The 17,728-nt window shown below is 65.9% G+C and carries 14 protein-coding genes; 2 read left to right on the plus strand and 12 right to left on the minus strand.

Going from position 1 to position 17,728, the window contains the following annotated elements:
• Positions 1-1,484: 1,484 nt before the first annotated feature.
• The 12 genes from ASG92_RS21060 to ASG92_RS21105 all read right to left on the minus strand — a co-directional run bounded on the left by ASG92_RS21060 (position 1,485) and on the right by ASG92_RS21105 (position 13,876).
• Positions 1,485-1,925 (minus strand): CBS domain-containing protein, encoded by a 441-nt coding sequence (locus ASG92_RS21060; protein WP_056632919.1) that lies wholly within the window; start codon positions 1,923-1,925, stop codon positions 1,485-1,487.
• 865 nt (positions 1,926-2,790) lie between these two features.
• A complete protein-coding gene (locus tag ASG92_RS21065) occupies positions 2,791-3,522 on the minus strand; it encodes an SRPBCC family protein (protein WP_056632922.1) in 732 nt (243 codons plus the stop codon).
• 21 nt (positions 3,523-3,543) lie between these two features.
• The gene (locus ASG92_RS21070; RefSeq protein WP_056632924.1) at positions 3,544-4,398 is read right to left on the minus strand and encodes a xanthine dehydrogenase family protein subunit M; all 855 of its coding nucleotides are present in this window, start codon (positions 4,396-4,398) and stop codon (positions 3,544-3,546) included.
• Positions 4,395-6,764, minus strand: coding sequence for a xanthine dehydrogenase family protein molybdopterin-binding subunit (locus ASG92_RS21075; RefSeq protein WP_056632927.1), 2,370 nt, complete (start codon positions 6,762-6,764; stop codon positions 4,395-4,397). Before ASG92_RS21075 ends, ASG92_RS21070 begins: the two co-directional genes overlap by 4 nt.
• Entirely contained in the window at positions 6,761-7,288 is a 528-nt protein-coding gene (locus ASG92_RS21080; protein WP_056632932.1) for a (2Fe-2S)-binding protein, read from the minus strand. The genes ASG92_RS21075 and ASG92_RS21080 overlap by 4 nt, the downstream gene beginning before the upstream one ends.
• Before the next feature lie 91 nt (positions 7,289-7,379).
• Entirely contained in the window at positions 7,380-8,546 is a 1,167-nt protein-coding gene (locus ASG92_RS21085; protein ID WP_056632934.1) for an XdhC/CoxI family protein, read from the minus strand.
• Positions 8,539-9,645 carry a VWA domain-containing protein gene (locus ASG92_RS21090; protein ID WP_056632937.1) on the minus strand — a complete coding sequence of 369 codons (1,107 nt, stop codon included), beginning with the start codon at positions 9,643-9,645 and terminating at the stop codon, positions 8,539-8,541. The genes ASG92_RS21085 and ASG92_RS21090 overlap by 8 nt, the downstream gene beginning before the upstream one ends.
• A 3-nt stretch (positions 9,646-9,648) precedes the next feature.
• Complete coding sequence (locus ASG92_RS21095; RefSeq protein WP_056632940.1) at positions 9,649-10,533, minus strand: MoxR family ATPase; 885 nt, start codon at positions 10,531-10,533, stop codon at positions 9,649-9,651.
• Between the two features lie 109 nt (positions 10,534-10,642).
• Positions 10,643-10,846 carry a hypothetical protein gene (locus ASG92_RS30475; RefSeq protein WP_082579647.1) on the minus strand — a complete coding sequence of 68 codons (204 nt, stop codon included), beginning with the start codon at positions 10,844-10,846 and terminating at the stop codon, positions 10,643-10,645.
• An 821-nt stretch (positions 10,847-11,667) separates the two neighbouring features.
• Positions 11,668-11,817 carry a hypothetical protein gene (locus ASG92_RS30055; RefSeq protein ID WP_240987239.1) on the minus strand — a complete coding sequence of 50 codons (150 nt, stop codon included), beginning with the start codon at positions 11,815-11,817 and terminating at the stop codon, positions 11,668-11,670.
• A 233-nt stretch (positions 11,818-12,050) separates the two neighbouring features.
• Positions 12,051-13,019, minus strand: coding sequence for a sulfite oxidase (locus ASG92_RS21100; RefSeq protein ID WP_056632941.1), 969 nt, complete (start codon positions 13,017-13,019; stop codon positions 12,051-12,053).
• Between the two features lie 200 nt (positions 13,020-13,219).
• Positions 13,220-13,876, minus strand: coding sequence for a peroxiredoxin (locus ASG92_RS21105; protein WP_056632944.1), 657 nt, complete (start codon positions 13,874-13,876; stop codon positions 13,220-13,222).
• Positions 13,877-13,986: 110 nt separating this feature from the next.
• Here ASG92_RS21105 and ASG92_RS21110 point away from each other — a divergent pair, with 110 nt between their 5' ends.
• Positions 13,987-15,711, plus strand: a complete 1,725-nt coding sequence (locus ASG92_RS21110; protein WP_200952048.1) for a tetratricopeptide repeat protein — start codon at positions 13,987-13,989, stop codon at positions 15,709-15,711.
• A 470-nt stretch (positions 15,712-16,181) separates the two neighbouring features.
• The gene (locus ASG92_RS21115; RefSeq protein WP_056632949.1) at positions 16,182-17,441 is read left to right on the plus strand and encodes an IS701 family transposase; all 1,260 of its coding nucleotides are present in this window, start codon (positions 16,182-16,184) and stop codon (positions 17,439-17,441) included.
• Positions 17,442-17,728 lie beyond the last annotated feature (287 nt).

The following is a 17,728-nucleotide window of genomic DNA, read 5'->3' on the forward strand; positions in this document are numbered from 1 at the left end:
TTCGACGGCGCCGAACTCGCCTTCAGCGCCGCGGAATCTGCTGCCACGCACGACATCGCTGCCACGCACGACATCCCCACCGGTACCGAAACAAACCCACCGCACCAGCCGCCCCGTCCCACGCCGGCATCAACTACAAAACCAACCCGCTGTCACAAACAGCTTGATATATACCGGATTGCCTATGTTTTCGGGACTTCCCAGTGTTTACCCGGACGGGAATGCGGTTCGAGTCCCACCTCGGGCACAGTGTTTCCGCAGGTCAGGGGCCTTTGGCCTCTGACTGCGGACGCTGTACACACCTTGTCCCCGAGAGCACTGTGACGGGTGTCAGCTGTGCAGTATTTAGTTATCATTGGCTGTTCTTGTGGCCGTTTCCTTCCTTCCCGCGGCCTCGCCGCTTTTCCGCCGTGTAATCCTTCTTGGGCGCGCCTGGCCTTGACGACATGACCCCGCAGGTTCCGGGGGAGCGGTGCTCAGCTAGGTGGTCGTTTTCTTCATACCCATTCATTTCGCTTGGGGGATGGCTACATGACAAATGTTCGGGTTACGTCCGATTGATCGTGCGAACGAGCTGGGCCAGGACTGTCGCGCTGACCCTGTAGTGACCGGGGGAATCTGCCTCAGCGCCAGCCGTTCCCCGGCTCCCGACACCATCATTCTGGTTCGGGCGTAGCCCAGTTCGCCGCCGGCGTGCCGGAGGAGGTCCACGCGCAAAGTGGCCCGATGCGGTCGGTGTCCAGGCTGTGTCCGATGAAGCTGAGCGAGTCTGCGGGGGGATTTGATGGTGAGCGTTTCCCTGGTCATGCTTCTTTGACCTTCTTTCTCGGCGTGACTGTCCATGGTTAAATCCGGTCGCGAGGACCAACCCCATGAGGCGAGGAGGTCGGCGGCCTGTTCTGCACCGAAGTCGCTTTCAAATTCTTGCGTGACCCCAATGGCCTTGACTCCTACGACTTCGTAACCGAACGGTCCCCCTTCAGAATCCCTGTACGTGGGGTTCATGCGTGGTCAGCCGCTTTGTGGGGTCCTCCACCGTAGGTCATGCCTGCTCCGCTTGTGAGGACATAAGCCCGTGAAGGCCTACGATGAGGCGCATGGAGCCGAATTCTTCCGGGGGAAGAAACCGGCTAGCCTCAAGCTGATACAAGCCCCCATTTGCCCACAAAGGACATAGTCCTTTTCGGCTGGCCAACTTCTTGCCCCGATGAGTCGAATAGCTCAGTTTGATCCGGCAAGCAGCGAGGCAATCAACGATGGCTATCTGGGCGACGATGGATTCCACGTACAAAGACCAGTGCCGGCTCTGGAAGGGTTCAGGCAACATGATCGAGGTGGGGAAGGATAAACTCGTTGCCTGGGAAGCCCCAAAAATCAGCTGGATACGTTTCCCCGTGTAAGCCCCGGACAAGGCCATGAGCGGGCACAAAATAGCGCCACGGAGAGTACTCCGTGGCGCTTGTTTGCTGATGAATTGCTTGACTTTATGAACTGCTCGACTGCATTCGTTTGCGTTCCGAAATGTGCTCCACCAGTTCGCCCACACGCTCCTCCGAGTAGTTGCGCGCGATGTCACCCTGGCTGATGATGCCGACCAACTTGTGGTCAGCAATGACCGGGAGCCGCCGGATCTGGTACTTTTCCATCATTTCGATGGCGGCGTCAACGTTCGCATCGGCGTCAATCCAGCGGGGCGCACCGGTGGCGAGGTCGCGGGCCAGCATCTCGCGTGGATCACGGCCAACGGCAACGCACTTGAGTACGATGTCCCGGTCAGTGATCATGCCCTTCAACTTGCCGTCGTCACCACAGATCGGCAACGATCCGCAGTCCAGATCCAGCATCATCCGTGCGGCATCTACGAGGGACTGGTTCTCCTTAATACACTGTGCATCCGTAGTCATGAATTCACGTACGGCACTCATTGGTCCTCCTTCATCGATTGAGGTATCGACGCAGAGTCACCGGGCACATGCGCCGATGTTGCCAGCCTACGCCGGGGCCAGCGCCGATGTCGACGGCGGTTCCGCCCCTATTTGGGAGCTTCGGTCAACCACCAGGGAACCTTGCGGGACTCGGGCCCAGCCCGACGGCGGTACCGGCAGCGAACGCACGGTTCAGAGGCTTGTCCGCGGTTCCGAACCTTCAGGGACGGGAGCGCGGCGGCCCGCACCACTGGCTTCCCCGGCACCCTGGGAGACCACCACCCCGCCAGACGGCCCTGCCGAACACATGCAGACCACAGCCTGAGACTCAGGTCGTAAAAGAGACAGCTGCTGACTGAGGTTTTCCATGTAGAGGGACGCCGAGCGATTTAGTGATGAGGTCGTGGGACGAGTCTTTAGCAAGGAAGTGAAACGCCTCGTAGACAAGCTTGAGCAGGACGTATCTGGTCTGTCGTGACGGGCGATACTCGCGGACTTGCTTGCTGTCGCCACATTCGGTCAGGACTGGGAACAGTAGTTCGGTCGTGCATCGCCCTGATTATTGAAAGGCGGCGCCGTGAGCCGGAACGTGATTGGCTACGCCCAGGTCAGGACTCTGGGGCAGTCGCTGGATGCGCAGATCGATGCGCTTGCGCTGGCGCAATCGAGGTCTTCAGGAAGTATGCCTCCGGAGGGACGCAGGCACGCGCGGTGGCAGGACTGTCTGGAATACACGCGACCGGGCAACATTCTGGTGGTCGCCGCCCTGACCAGGCTGGGGGCGCAGCACCGAGGACCTGTCCGATATCGTAACGCGCTGGCCGAGGCCCTTCGGCAGTTCCTGAGACTCGGCAAGGGCTCACCTCTAACGGCGTCGGCGCGCCAGCCAGACAAAGAGGGCAAGTACAGAGATAGCGCCAAGCACCGCGGGACCATAACGACGCACTAGCACCGGCCACACGGCCGGGCCAAGGTCCAATTCGGCTGCCGGTGCGGACGGGGCTGTGGGCGCAGGCGCCGCGGCCTGCGGCGGGGCTGCCGGTGCCGCCGGACCTGCGGAGGCAGGCTCCGCAGGTCCGGCGGGCTCGGCTGGCTCAGGCTCCGCAGGTTCGGTCTCGGCGGGTTCATCTGGCTCCGCCGGTTCCTCGGCGGCCCCGTCGCCCACCTTCCCGATCACACACTGGACAAACTGGGCCAGCAATTTGTCCGAGATGTCCTGGATGACGCCCCGGCCGAATTGGGCCGGTTTGCCCGTGACGGTCATGTCGGTGGTCACGTCCACGGAGGTGCCGTCGCCGTCGGGCGTCAGCACCGCCGTCACCGTGGCGCCCGCCGTGCCGTTGCCGCGTTTGTCCTTTCCGGTGGCCGAAATGACCACGGTGTGCGAGTCCTGGTTGCGTTCCAGGAATTCACCCGTGCCGGTGTAGACCATGGCGATGGGCCCGAGCTTGACCTTGACCGTGCCGGTGAACTGGTCGCCGCTCACGGACGTGAGGGTCGCTCCCGGGAAACAGGGGGCGATGTCTTCCAATTGGTTGAAGGCATGCCAGGTGTTATCCAGCGAACTGGGCACCACGAAATGATGTTTGAGTTCCACGTCTCCCTCTCGCCGTATCCGCTAGAGCCCCGCGGCCGCGATGACGGCGCGCTTTGTCAGGACCTCGGCCAGATGGCGCCGGTAGGCCGCGTCCCCGTTGAGATCGCTGGCAGGATCGGTCCCCTCGGCCGCGTGCGCGCTGGCGGCGGCGATCGTTTCCCGGGTCAACGGGGCACCCGCCAGTGCCTGTTCGACGGCGGTGGCCCTCAGGGGGGTGCTGGCCATGTTGGTCAGCCCGATCCGGGCCTCGGCGATGGTGCCGCCCTCCACCCGGACCATCGCGGCCACGGCGACGATGGACCATTGCTGGGCCACCCTGGTGAACTTCTCATAGTGCGCACCCCAGCCGGTGTACTTCGGCACGCGGATGTGGGTGAGGATCTCGCCGTCGTCGACGGCGGTGGTGAAGTACCCCTGGAAGAAGTCCGCCGCTGCTACCCGGCGTTCCCCGTCTGGACCGGCCAGGATGAACGTCGCCTCCGCGGCCAGCACCGGCGCGGGCAGGTCGCCCGCCGGGTCGGCATGGACAAGGGCGCCGCCGAACGTGCCGCGGTGGCGGACTTGCGGATCCGCCACCGTTGCCGCGGCCTTTGCCAGCAACGGCACATGCGCGGCAATCAGCGGGTCGGTGGCGATCTGGTGGTGCGGCGTCATGGCACCGATCGTCAGGGCATCGCCGTCGTCGCGCACCCCGGACAGCTCGCCGATCCGGCCTAGATCGATCACCATCGCCGGGTCGGCCAAACGCAGCTTCATCACCGGTATCAGGCTTTGCCCCCCGGCTAGCAGCTTCACGTCGTCGCCAGCGGCGGCCAGCAGGCCCAGCGCCTCCGCGACCGTAGCGGGCGCGGCGTAGTCGAATGCGCTCGGAATCATTGCACACCTCCGGTCATCTTGGCTTCTTCAAGGGCGGCCCACACGCGCGACGGCGAACAGGGCATCTTGATGTCCTTCACGCCCAGGTGCCGCACTGCGTCCAGCACACCGTTGACAATGGCGGGCGTCGAGGCGATGGTTCCCGCCTCCCCGACCCCCTTGGCCCCGAGCTGGTTCGTGGTCGACGGCGTCTCGGTGCGCGCCGTCGTGAAGTGCGGCAGATCCGGCGCGCTGGGCACCAGATAGTCCACGAACGAGCCCGTGACAAGGGTGCCGGCGTCGTCGTATACGGCCTCCTCGTAGAGGGCCTGCGCGATTCCCTGCGCCAGGCCGCCGTGGACCTGGCCTTCCACAATCAGCGGATTGACCACCACCCCCACGTCGTCCACGCAGACGTACTTGCGGATGGTGACCTGCCCCGTCTCGGTGTCCACTTCCATGGCGGCCAGATGGGTGCCGTGCGGGAAGGAGAAGTTCTGCGGGTCGAAGGTGGCATCCGAATCCAGGCTGGGCTCAAACCCGTCCGGCAGGTTGTGCGCGGAGAAGACGGCGAAGGCGATTTCACCGAGCGCCGTGGACTGCTCGGTGCCCCTGACGCTGAACTTGCCGTCGGCGAACTCGATGTCTTCTTGGCTGGCCTCCATCATGTGCGCGGCCACAACCCTGGCCTTCTCGATCACCTTGTCCGCCGCGGCTAGCACCGCCATGCCGCCGACGGTCAGAGACCGGGAGCCGTAAGTGTCCAGGCCCCGCGGCGAGCTCTGGGTGTCCCCATGCAGCACCTCGACATTTTCGAACGGCACACCGAGCCTGTCTGCCACGAGCTGGCTCCACGCGGTTTCGTGGCCCTGGCCGTGAGGGGAAGAGCCGGTGATCACCTCGATGTTGCCAGTGGGCAGCACCCGCACCTGGGCGTGCTCCCAACCGCCGGCGGCGTAGCTGAGCGCGCCAAGCACGCGGGAAGGAGCCAGGCCGCACATTTCGGTGAAAGTGGAGATGCCGATGCCGAGCTGGACGGGATCGTTGGTCTCGCGGCGCCGCACCTGCTCGGCCCGGAGCGCGTCGTAGCCAAAGAGCTCCAGCGCCTTCGCCGTGGCTGCCTCGTAGTTGCCGCTGTCGTATTCGAGGCCGGCGACGGTGGTGAAGGGGAATTCCTCGTGCTTGATCCAGTTCTTCTCCCGCAGCTCCAGCGGGTCCATGCCGAGTTCGACGGCGAGTTCGTCCATCATCCGCTCGATCGCGAAGGTGGCCTCAGGCCGGCCTGCTCCACGGTAGGCGCCGGTCCACGCCTTGTTGGTGAAGATGTTGTTGCATTCGAGGCGGTACGCCGGGAACTTGTAGATGGCGTTGTACATGAACGCACCCAGGATCGGTATGCCCGAGCCAATCAGGCCAAGGTAGGCGCCCATGTCCGCCAGCAGGTTGACGTCCAGCCCGGTGACGATCCCGTCCTTGGTGGCGGAGAGCTTCAGCCGTTGCACCTGAGCCCGGCCGTGGTGGCCCGCCTGCAGGGACTCGCTGCGGGTCTCGGTGTACTTGCACGGCTTGCCGACCCGCCGGGCCGCCATGAGTGTGATGAACTCCTCCGGGATTACCGTCAGCTTGCCGCCAAAACCGCCGCCCACATCGGGGGCGATCACACGCACCTTGCTTTCCGGGATGCCCAGCGTCAGCGCCAGAATCAGCCGCAGAATATGCGGCACTTGGGTGGACGACCACATGGTGATTTGCTCGCTCGTGGGGTCAACGACGATCGAGCGCGGTTCCATGAACGCCGGGATGAGGCGCTGCTGGTAAAAGGTGCGTTCAATGAGGACCTCGGCGCTCGCCAATGCCGCGGCGATCGGCTTGCCGGTGCCCGCCTCGCCGGAGTCAAACACCCACGTCGCCGAGAGGTTAGAGTCCAGGCTCGAGTGGGCCAGCACCTTGTCCGTGAACGCCTCCTCCAGGTCCATTACCACCGGCAGTTCGTCGTAGCTGACGTCCACGAGTTCGACGGCGTCGCGCGCCGCCGCGGCGCTGCGGGCAACGATGCAGGCCACCACCTCGCCGGCAAAGGCCACCTCATCCACAGCAATCGACGGGAAGGCCGGGGCCTTTTGGTCCGGCGTTATTGGCCAGACGTTGGGCAGGCTTCCCTGTTCGGCGGCCACGTCGGCTCCGGTGAGCACCGCAACGACGCCGGGGGAAGACTTAGCGGCTGCGGTGTCGACCGACGTGATCTTCGCGTGGGCAAACGGACTGCGCACCATCGCCAGATGCAGCATGCCGGGCAGCGTGATGTTGTCCGTGTACTTGGAGCGCCCCGTGATGAGATGGGCATCTTCCTTGCGGAGGCGGGCCCTGCCGACTTCGGTGGTGGTCATGCCACACCTGCCGTTTCGGCTTCGCTGTCCGAGGACACCGTACCGTCCAAGGAAACCGTACCGTCCGCGGCGGCCTGGACCGCGGCAACAATGTTCTGGTATCCGGTGCACCGGCACAGGTTCCCCTCCAGGCCGTCCCGGATTTCCTGCTCGGTGGGGTGCGGGTTTTCGTCCAGCAGCGACGCCGATTGCATGATCATGCCCGGCGTACAGAAGCCACATTGCAGCGCATGGCATTGGTGGAAGGCCTGCTGCAGCGGGGCGAGCTTTCCGTCCCGGGCCAGGCCTTCGATGGTGGTGACGCTGTGGCCGTCTGCCTGGACCGCGAACATGGTGCAGGATTTGACGCTGGCGCCGTCCAGATGGACCGTGCAGGCCCCGCAGTTGGTGGTGTCGCAGCCAATCAATGTGCCCGTCTTGCCAAGCCGTTCGCGCAGGTATTGGACCAGCAGCAATCGCGGCTCGACATCGTCGGTGTAGCTCACATCATCGACTTCGACGGTGATCGTCTTGGAACTCGCCATTGGGATCTCCTGTCGCCTTGGAGGACGGGCACGACTGCCTGGCATCCAGTCCTGATGTGACACAGGTTACTCCAAGGAGGAGGTTAGCGCCCTAGGTCGACCGGAGTTCGTACCCCGCATCCTCATGGTCCGCGTCAGCCGTGGGCTCGTGGTGGATCCGGGCTTCCATGGTGCTCAATCGTCCGCCGCCGCCACCCCAGTGCAACGCAATGATTTCGGCGGCGATGGAGACGGCTGTTTCCTCCGGCGTACGGGACCCCAGATCCAGGCCGATCGGGCTGGAGAGCCGGGCCAACTCGGCCTCCGTTAGGCCCGCCTCGCGCAGCCGTTCCAGCCGGTCGTGGTGCGTGCGCCGGGACCCCATCGCCCCCAAATAGGCCACGTCCTGGCGCAGCGCCAACTCCAGCAGCGGCACGTCGAATTTCGGATCATGGGTGAGCACGCAGATCACCGTGCGCTCATCAACCTGGCCGGCAGCGATCTGCGCCTGCAGGTAGCGGTGCGGCCATTCCACCACTACCTCGTCCGCTTGCGGGAACCGGGCAGCCGTCGCGAAAACCGCGCGTGCGTCACACACGGTGACCCGGTATCCGAGGAAGCTGCCCTGCTTGGCGACGGCGGCGGCAAAGTCGATCGCGCCGAACACCAACATCCGCGGCTGCGGGGCGAAACTGAGGGCGAACACGCGCATCCCCTCCCCGCGCCGCTGGCCGTCCGGCCCGTACATGAGGGTGGCGTTGCGGCCGGCGGCCAGCAGGCCCTGCACGTCGTCGCAGACAGCGTGGTCGGCACGGTCGCTGCCCAGGGAGCCGGCGAATCCGTCCGGGCGGACCACCAGGTGGCGGCCGAGCCAGGCCGGATCGGGGTGTTCGAGCACGGTGACCACGGCCACCGTCCGGCCGGCGGCGACGTCGGCGGCCACGTCCGGCAATTGCGGAAAGGTCTCGGCGGAGACCGGCTCGACAAAGATGTCCAGGATCCCGCCGCAGGTCAGGCCCACCTCGAACGCAACGTTGTCGCTGATGCCGTAGCGCTGCAGCACCGGCCGGCCGTTCCGGGCGACCTCGGTCGCCAGTTCGTAGAGCGCGCCCTCAACGCAGCCGCCGGACACCGAGCCGACCGCGCGGCCATCGGCGTCGACCATCATGGCCGCCCCGGCCGGCCGAGGCGCGGACCGGAAGGTGCGCACCACCGTACCGAGCCCCACTGTATGGCCGGCCCCGATGGCGGCGACCAGATCATCCAAGACCTCACGCATTGGCAACCACGTCCAACAACTCCTCGAAGCTTTGCATTGAGTGCCCCCCTATGAAGAAGTCAACGTGTGGCAGTACCGCTCTGATTCCCTGCTGTATGGGCTCGTAGCCCGCTTTGCCCCGGTGCGGGTTGGCCCAGATGATGCACCGGGCCAGGTGGTGCAGCCGTTCGGTCTGGCGCCCCAGCAAGGCCGGGTCGCCGCGCTCCCAACCGTCGCTGGCAATGACCACGACGGCGCCGCGGGCCACCACGCGCTGGCCCCAGCGGTCGTTGAACGCCAGCAGCACCTCCCCGAGCCGGGTTCCTCCGGACCAGTCGGGGACAGCGCGCCCGGCCAGGGCGAGGGCATTTTCTGCGTCCGGAACCCGCAGGGCGCTGGTCACCCGGGTCAGCCGCGTGCCCAGCGTGAACACCTCCACCTGGCGCGGGGCGGCTTCCACTACCCGGTGGGCCAAGCGCAGCAGGCTGTCCGCATATGGCGCCATCGAGCCCGAAACATCGATCAGCCAGACCATCCGGCGGAGTTTGCGCGGCGCTCTGGCACGGCGCAGGGGCCCGGGTTCCCCGCCACGGCGCAGCTGGTCGCGCAGGGTCCGCACCCGGTCGACGTCGCCGTGCCGGTCCAAGCGTTTGCGCCGGGTCTGCCGGGTGGGCAAGCGCACCGGCAGCTCCTCGAACATTCGGTGCAGCAGGGCCCGCTCGGCCTCATCAAGCGTGGCTACATCGCGGTGCCGCAGCCGCTCCCGGCGGCTGGCGAGCGCCCGCAGCTGGTTCCGGCTACCCTCCGGGCCGTCGTCGTCGTCGTTGTCCAAGGCGGCGGCGCTGACGGAGGTCGCGGAGGCCTCCAGACGCTGGGCGGCCGAATGCCCGATTTCGAACCAAGCCTCAAAGGTCCGCTGGTAGGTGGGCAAATCCTCCGGTGCGGCGCACAGGGTGGCCCGGCCGGCCCAGAACACGTCCGTGCGGTGGTCCAGGGCGAGCCTGCTGACGGCGTCGACGAAGCTGCGCGCCCGGTCCGCAGTCACTTTCACCCCGGCCGCGCGCACCGCAGCGGCAAAGGCCAACAGGATCTCCTCGGCGCTGTGCTCTGCCGCGGGCATGTCTCAGCCGAGCATCCGGGACAAGGCCGCCGAGACCCGCTCGGTGTCTTCGCGGTACTTGCACAGCGCGCCGATGCTGGCCGCTGCCGAGGCCAGGTCCAGCTCGGCCCGGCCGAGCTGGTGCAGCGCGCGGGCCCAGTCCAGGGTTTCGGCCACGCCGGGAGGCTTGAGCACGTTGTCGGTGGCCCGGATCTGCTGGACAACGCGCACCACCTGCTCGGCCAGGAGCGCGGGCACCTGGGGCAGTCGGGTGCGCACAATTTCCACCTCTCGGGCCAGCCCCGGGTGGTCGATCCAGTGGTAGAGGCACCGGCGTTTGAGCGCATCGTGCAGGTCACGGGTCCGATTGGAGGTGAGCACCACAATCGGCGCGGTGTCTGCCCTGACCGTGCCGAACTCGGGGATGGAGACCTGGTAAGTGGAGAGCACTTCCAGCAGGAACGCCTCGAACTCGTCGTCGGCCCGGTCGATTTCGTCGATCAGCAGCACGGCCGGGCTTTGCTGCAGCGCCTTGAGGATGGGCCGGGCCAGCAAGAACCGTTTGTCGTAGAGCGAGCTTTCCAGCTCGGCCGCGCTCATTCCCGCGCCGCCGCTGGCCTCCACGCTGCGCAGATGCAGGATTTGGGCGGTGAAGTCCCAGTCGTACAGCGCCTGCGAGGCATCGATTCCCTCATAGCACTGCAAACGGATCAGCGGCAGCCCGAACCCCTGTGCGAGGGCCTCGGCCAGGGAGGTCTTGCCGGTGCCGGGTTCCCCCTCCAGCAGCAGCGGCCGTTCCATACTCAGGGCGAGGTAGCCGACGGTGGCCAGGCCCTCGTCGGCAAGGTAGCCGGTGGAGGCCAGCATTTCGCCCAGCATTGCGGCGGAGCCGACCGACGTTTGCGTCATGGCACCAGCATAGGGCCACTGATCGCAAGAGGGCCGGGCACTCGGGCCTCGGCACTGGCCACTTCCATCCGCACTGCCGCCGGCTGCGGACGGCCCGTACGCCCGGACCCTAGTCCAGCGGAAGCAGTCGGTCGACGTCGGCGCCGTCGGAGAGGTGCGTGCAGTCCACCGGATCAATCAGCTCCGGATGGCTGCGCAGGAAGGGGCGCGCGCCGGCGTCCCCCGAGGCCGCCGCTGCTGCCTGGCCGGCCAGCCGCGGTGTGTGACTTTGCCGGCATGCGTGACCAAGGCGAGGTGCTGCACTTCGACCCATGGCCGCCAGAGGGATGGGACTTTGGGCTTCATTGATCCGTACTTCCTTCGCCGACCTGGACCCCGACTTCGATGCTCCGGCTACGTCATCAGTCGTACTGTCCCTGGGGTTCGGAGGCTGATGCGTGGTCATTTCGTTAGACATTGCCTGCCATTGACTCTCGTGTATGCCTCCTGAATGCTTCGCTACTTGGTGACAAGTGACGAAGAGCCGGCTTGGCTGACGCGGATGCGTGAAGCTTCACGGCAGCGGCCGCGTACACAATTTCGAAAGATTGCTTGGTCTGACCTGCAGAGACTGTTGCGGGAACGCGACGTGCTGTGGCACGCCGCGTCTCCGGAATCACGGGACTTGATCGAGGCAATCCGTCACTCCGAGTCTGATGACAAACGTGCGGGATAACGGATCCTTGGTTGGTGTCCGTCGGGCGCGGGCAAGGCGTGCGGGTTGTCGCACCGTCCTACCGCGCCCGTAAGAAGGAAGATGAGTGTCTGGCTGCGCCGCCACGGCTGTCACGCACTTAGCTGTACCTTGGGACCTGCACTGGCCGTGGCTCTATGGCCACCCGCTTGCAGAAGGTCGGCGGGGCTGGGCCGCAGCTGCCCGTTCGAGGTCCAGCTTGGTTGTCGAGATCCCGGCGTATGTCCGACTCCATTCCCGACCCGTATCGAAAGTCGTGTCCGTGCGGCCGACTGGGGCGCGACGTTCGGACAAACTTTTGAGACGTACGTGCTACGCGGGTTTCCGCTATGACTGTTAACTTCGTTTGGCGGTTAAACCGCAGCACGGAGTGGCGGTTTAACCGTTCCGTTTAGGATCCTTCATTGCGACACCAGCGATGTCCGACCAGGGACGGAGAACTGCAAGAAGAGGCTTGAATCGCCCATTACCCCCAATACCGCGATTCCGAGCGGTGCACGCAGGAAGATCCCGAGGTTGTATGCCAGCAAGACGATCAGCAGCAGCTGCACCAGCATCGCCGTCGCGAAGACGAAGGGATTCCCGCGACGTCAAGCGTCCTGAGAAGGTAGGCGTTCAGCGCCGAGGCTGCCATGACCGCGACGAGGGCGATCCCGTGCCAAGCGGTGCGGGCGCTCGTCACGGGTGCTCCTTCCCTCCCGAACCTCACCTCTAGCAGATGATGCATTTTCTGCTGGGGCGGAGGAAGACAAGGGGCGAAGTTGGCCACGGGTTATGCGCGTCCTCAGCGCGGAGACGTGTCAGTGCGTGATCGATCGGCTCGGGGTGCGACGCGGACAGACAGGGTTTGGACCGCGTTGTTGCCGTAGCCGTAACGGTTCCAGATGGGCGACTCAGGCTGCGTGTTACCAGCGAGATCCGTCGCCCGGGCTCGAATCTTGTGCTCGCCGGGTCGGTCGAGGTCGGCGAGCACTTCCCACCGCCGCCAACTGTGTCGGCGGCGTTCGCCGAGCAGCCGGGCGTCCTGCCAGTAGTCGCCGTCGATGCTCACTTGCACGTTGGCGATCGCGGCGGCGCCCGACCACGCGACGCCGCGGATGACTGTCTCGCCCGGCGGAAGGTCAGCGCCTTCGGTGGGCTCGGTTATGAGCGCCTTGACCCGCTGCAGCGTGACCGGCTCCGCTGTCCCCTCGACCTCGTACCGATACTTGGTCGTCTGGAAGTAGCCGGCGAAGGGATGGTCAGTGAGTTCGATGGCGCTGAGCCACTTCACCGACGCGACCCCGTACCAGCCGGGCACGATCACGCGCACAGGAAAGCCGTGTTGGAAGGAGAGCGCTTCGCCATTCATGGCGTACGCGAGCAGGACGTCGCCGTCCCGAGCCGCGGGGAGGGACAGCCCGCGTTCGAAGAAGATCTCGCCTGCAGGGCCGGGGACCGACCCATGGTCGGCGCCGCGGAACACGACGTCGGTAGCCGTGTGCAGGACCCCAGCCCGGTCGAGGACGACGGCGAGCGGGACGCCGGTCCATTCGGCCGTGCTGACTGCTCCGAGACCCCACGGTTCGCCGTCTACCGCCGGGGTCAGAAAGCGGCGCCCGTTCCCGGCGCATTCGAGCGTGACGACACGGGTCTCGGAGGGCAACCGGTCCAGATCCGTCAGGCTCAGCATCAGCCGACGCTCCACGAGGCCTGTGACTGCGAGGCTCCAGGGGCCGGCGTCGATCGCCGGCACCCGGAAGTGGTTGCGCACGAGAAGTGTGCACTGGGCATCACGACACCGCCGATGAGCGCCGGAACAGACGTCTCGCAGTTGAGCGGGTCCGCGCGGTGGACCACCATGCCTTCCCGCAGCGCCAGGCGGTGCGCCGCCACAGGGTCCACTTCGGCATGCGACAGGCTAGCCGGAGCAGGCTGGTTCAGGGTCATGTCAGTGTCCGCTCTCATGCGCGATCACACCGGCTGCGGGACGATCCGAATGTACGGTTTGGGTTCCTTCCAATCGCCAAAGATCTCGCGGGCCTCGCTGTTCGAGACGGAGCCGGCGATGATGACGTCGTCGCCTTGCTTCCAGTTGACCGGCGTCGCCACCCGGTGCTTCGCAGTGAGCTGAAGCGAGTCGACGACGCGAAGCACTTCGTCGAAGTTGCGTCCGGTCGTCATGGGGTAGACGAGGATCAGCTTGATCTTCTTGTCCGGCCCAATTACGAACACGTTGCGGACGGTCTGGTTGTCCGCGGGCGTGCGGCTCTTGGCGTCCCCGGACGTGGCTGCCGGGAGCATGCCGTAAAGCTTCGCCACGGTGTAGTCGTCGTCGCCGATCACGGGGTAATTGGGGCGAGCCTCCTGCGTCTCTTCGATATCGGCGGCCCACCGCTCGTGATCAGCTGTCGAGTCCACGGACAAGCCTATGATCTTGACTCCGCGTCGGTCGAACTCTGGCTTGATCTTGGCCATGTAGCCGAGCTCGGTCGTGCAGACCGGGGTGAAGTCCTTCGGGTGCGAGAACAGCACTCCCCATGAGTCTCCGAGCCAGTCATGGAAGCGGACGGCGCCGGCGGTCGTCTTGGCGGAGAAATCGGGTGCGATCTCACCGAGTTGCAGTCCCATCATGTCCTCCTTGGGCGTTGTGATGTGTTGACGGAGCCAACTGGCTCGCCGTCACTTCTCACGGTAGGGCGACCCTGTTCCCCGACCGTTCCCCCAGCTACCATAAGGGCGTGAATACGTGCGGCGTCGTCATGCTGGGCGCGTTCCGTGTCGTGGTTGACGGCCGGACGGTTCCGGGCGACGCGTGGAAACGGACCAAGGCGGCCGGGCTCGTCAAGATCCTCGCCCTCGCGGAAGGGCACCGGCTGCATAGGGACGTCGTCGCCGATCTGCTCTGGCCCGATCTCAGCGCGCAAGCTGCCGCTTCGAACCTACGCAAGGCCATGCATTTCGCGCGCGCCGCCCTCGGCTCGTCAGACGCCGTGCAGGCGCGCGGCGACCTGCTGGTGCTGCTGCCCGACGCCGAGGTCTCCATTGACGCGGAGCGGTTCGAAGCGGACGGGCGCGCCGCGCTCGCATCATCGGCAGGGGAGGCCGAGGCGCTCGCCCTGTATCGAGGCGACCTGCTTCCTGATGACCGATTCGCCGTGTGGGCCGAGGACCCCCGCGATCGGCTGCGCACGCTGTACCTGCGTCTGCTCAAGGCCGCGGCTCGGTGGGACGACGTGATCAAGGCCGAGCCCACGGACGAGGAAGCCCACCGGGCGATCATGGTTCGCGCGCTCAACGCGGGCGATCGCCAGGGCGCGATCCGCCAGTTCGAGCGACTCCGCCGGCGGTTGCGGGCCGACTTGGGCGTCGGCCCAGGGGCGGCGACGGTCGCGGTCTACGAGGAGGCCATCGCCGAGGACAGCGGGCGCGCGGAGAATCGCACGCGGGCCACGTTGGCGCGAGCACTCATCGCCCTCAACAGCGGCGACCTCATCGAAGCCACGTCATACGCCCGGCGTGCACGCGAGCTGGCCATGGAAGCGAACCTGGGCCGAGAGATCGGCGAGGCCAGCGCGGTGTTGGCGATCGCTGCGAACATGCAGAACCGCTGGCCCGAGGTGTTCGAGGCCGAGTTCGTGGAGTTCACACGAGACGACTCCGCGCGCTCCGGCTACATTCTCGACGCACAGTTGTGCCTCGCCGAGTTCTGCCTGTGCGGGCCGGACGGGCACCGGAACATTGCGCGGCGAGTAGCGCGTCTGCGCACGATCGCCGAGCGAGCAGGCTCGGTGCGTGGCCAGGCCATCGCCGACCTGTTGCTGGGGGAGGCGGCACTGTTCTCCGGTGAGCTCGGCGACGCGCGCAGTCTGCTCCAGTCCGCGCTCGAGCTGCACCGGCGGGCCGGGGCCCCGACCGGCGAGATCGTGACACTGCAACGACTGGCTGAGGTTGACCTCGCGCAGGATCGGCCCGAGGAGGCCGCTCGGGCAGCCAGTCGCGCCTTGGCTGCCGCCGCGTCCACGTGGCTTGAGCCGCACCTCGTTGTACGCCTTTACGGGGTGCTCGCTGAGGCAGCCAGATCTCCGGCGCAAGCGGTCCGCATCATCGAGCGGGCCGACGCCGCTCTGGCCGGTAGGAGCGTCTGTCCGCCGTGCTCGATGGGCTATCAAGTCGCCGCCGCGACGAGTTACGCACTGGCAGGGAAGCTGGACGCCGCCCGCCGCCGGCTCGCCAACGCCGAACAGCTCGCTGGCATGTGGCCTGGCGGACCATGGCACGCCGCCCTCTGGGAAGCACGAGCCGTCCTGCGCCGCGCAGAGGGTCACGAGGACCAAGCCATCGCCCTGTTTCGGGAGGCGGCAGCTAGTTTTGCCGAGCTCGGCAGGCGCCAAGACGAGCAACGCTGCCTAGCCCGGGCAGCACAAAGATCGCCCATGACGAGCGGAAAGTCTCTTGCCGGCTAGGCGGTATTCCGTGCAACGTTTGCAGCTATCCGGCGAGGTCCTTCGCCCCTGGCAGGTGGTTCGGGAGGCGGCTGCCCGGCGCCGAAGTCGACGGCGCATCCGGCCCCGAGCGGATCCCCCGGCAATGCATCAATAGGTTTGGTCACACGCTCTCGGCACAGGATCGCCTTATGCCCCCAGCGAGCTAATGAGTGGGTTAGACCGTTATTCGTGTCAGGTCGTTATCTGGCTGGCCGGAACAGCAGTCCCCTGGGCAGTGGGTACCCAGTTGGGCCTTCAGCTGACGGTCGGAGCGGACAGGGGACTGAACACATCGTCGTCGGATTTTTGACAGGGGTCTTCCTGGGCGCGGTCACCGGCCTCATCTGGTTGTGGCGTCTGTCTAGCCAATCCTCATCGATGGAGAGGCGAGTGCTAGTAGTACTTGGTTAGGTCTGTTAATTCGGCGGTCGGTCTGTTAATTTTTGGATGTGCAAGCAGATGAGATCGCTGAGGTTCGTGCACTGCTCGACGGATTCGTGCAGGAGGTGTTCGCTTCTCTGCCGCGCAAGGATCAGCGGAGCAAGGGTGGTCTGTACCTTGCTGGGTTGATGCTCGAGGGGCGGCGGAAGTCGATGCAGCCGATGGGCGACCGGCTCGGGATCGACTACCAGCAACTACAGCAGTTCGTGTCCTCCTCGCCCTGGCCGGTCGAGCCGGTCCGGCGGGTGCTGGCCCGCAACGCGATCGGGACAATCGGCCCTGAGGCGTGGGTCATCGATGACACCGGATTCAAGAAGGACGGCCCGGCCTCGCCCGGTGTGGCACGGCAGTACTCGGGCACGCTGGGCAAGATCGGGAACGTCCAGATCGGCGTCTCCCTGCATGCGGCCACCGATGCCGCCTCGTGCCCGTTGAACTGGCGGTTGTTCCTGCCCGAAGCGTGGGACGACACCTGCCAGGACACCCCGGATGACGCTGAAGCTGCTTCAGCACGCCGGGCCAAGGCGCAGATCCCGGACAGTGTGCGGCACCGGACCAAGTGGGAACTCGCCCTTGAGATGCTCGACGAACTGGCAGTTTGGGGGCATCGGCCGCCGCTGATCTGCGCAGATGCCGGCTATGGCGAGGTGACACCGTTCCGGCTCGGCCTGACCGAGCGGCAGATCCCGTACGTGGTCGCGGTCAAGTCCACCACCAGCGTTTACCCGGCCACAGCGATGCCCGAACTGATGGGCTATGCCGGGCGCGGACCCCGCCCCCGCACCTTCCGCTACCAGCGGGCGCCATCCTCGGTCAAAGACCTCGCCGGCCCACGTGAAGCGTTCACCGAGATCACCTGGCGCCACGGCACCAGAATCGGCCCCGGCAACCCCCAAGCCCAGATGAGGAGCCGATTCGCGGCCGTCCGGGTCAGACCAGCCAACCGCAACGTGCCCCGCAACCCGGACGGGTCCCTGCCCGAGCTCTGGTTGATCGCCGAATGGCCCGCCGACGCAGCGGAGCCCACGGACTACTGGCTGTCCACCCTGCCCGAAGACACCCCACTGCCGGCGCTGGTCCGCCTGGCCAAGATCCGCTGGCGCATCGAACACGACTACCGCGAACTCAAACAAGGCCTCGGCCTGGCCCACTTCGAAGGCCGCACCTTCGCCGGCTGGCACCACCACGTCACCCTCGTCACCGCCGCCCATCTCTTCGTCACGACCCAGCGACTGACCACCGACCCAAAAGCCCACGGGGCAGCCTGAGCTTCTACCAGACGCTGCGATACCTCCAGATCGCCGTCATCCAGATCCTCGGACACTGCCCCACCTGCAACACCCGCGCCGGACCAACCTAACCAAGTACTACTAGGAGACTGCTGAATAATCTGCGGGGTTAAGGCGCGCCTGCTGGACTTTCGGGACGGGTGATTAAGACTGGTTTCATGCAGGGTCGTGAGGATGCTCAACGCGGGTATTTGGACGTGGAGGCGCTGGCCGGGGAGTTGTTGGTTCCGGGCAGCGTTTTCGCGTTTCTGGCCGGACACCGGGGA

The organism is Arthrobacter sp. Soil736, from assembly GCF_001428005.1.
Classification (GTDB): Bacteria; Actinomycetota; Actinomycetes; order Actinomycetales; family Micrococcaceae; genus Arthrobacter.

Coding starts and splice junctions, on each gene's coding strand:
- ASG92_RS21080 (WP_056632932.1), bottom strand. CDS start 7,288: ATGGCGAGTTCCAAGACGATCACCGTCGAAGTCGATGATGTGAGCTAC.
- ASG92_RS21060 (WP_056632919.1), bottom strand. CDS start 1,925: ATGAGTGCCGTACGTGAATTCATGACTACGGATGCACAGTGTATTAAG.
- ASG92_RS21085 (WP_056632934.1), bottom strand. CDS start 8,546: ATGCGTGAGGTCTTGGATGATCTGGTCGCCGCCATCGGGGCCGGCCAT.
- ASG92_RS30475 (WP_082579647.1), bottom strand. CDS start 10,846: ATGGGTCGAAGTGCAGCACCTCGCCTTGGTCACGCATGCCGGCAAAGT.
- ASG92_RS21075 (WP_056632927.1), bottom strand. CDS start 6,764: ATGACCACCACCGAAGTCGGCAGGGCCCGCCTCCGCAAGGAAGATGCC.
- ASG92_RS21070 (WP_056632924.1), bottom strand. CDS start 4,398: ATGATTCCGAGCGCATTCGACTACGCCGCGCCCGCTACGGTCGCGGAG.
- ASG92_RS21105 (WP_056632944.1), bottom strand. CDS start 13,876: ATGGGACTGCAACTCGGTGAGATCGCACCCGATTTCTCCGCCAAGACG.
- ASG92_RS21095 (WP_056632940.1), bottom strand. CDS start 10,533: ATGACGCAAACGTCGGTCGGCTCCGCCGCAATGCTGGGCGAAATGCTG.
- ASG92_RS21090 (WP_056632937.1), bottom strand. CDS start 9,645: ATGCCCGCGGCAGAGCACAGCGCCGAGGAGATCCTGTTGGCCTTTGCC.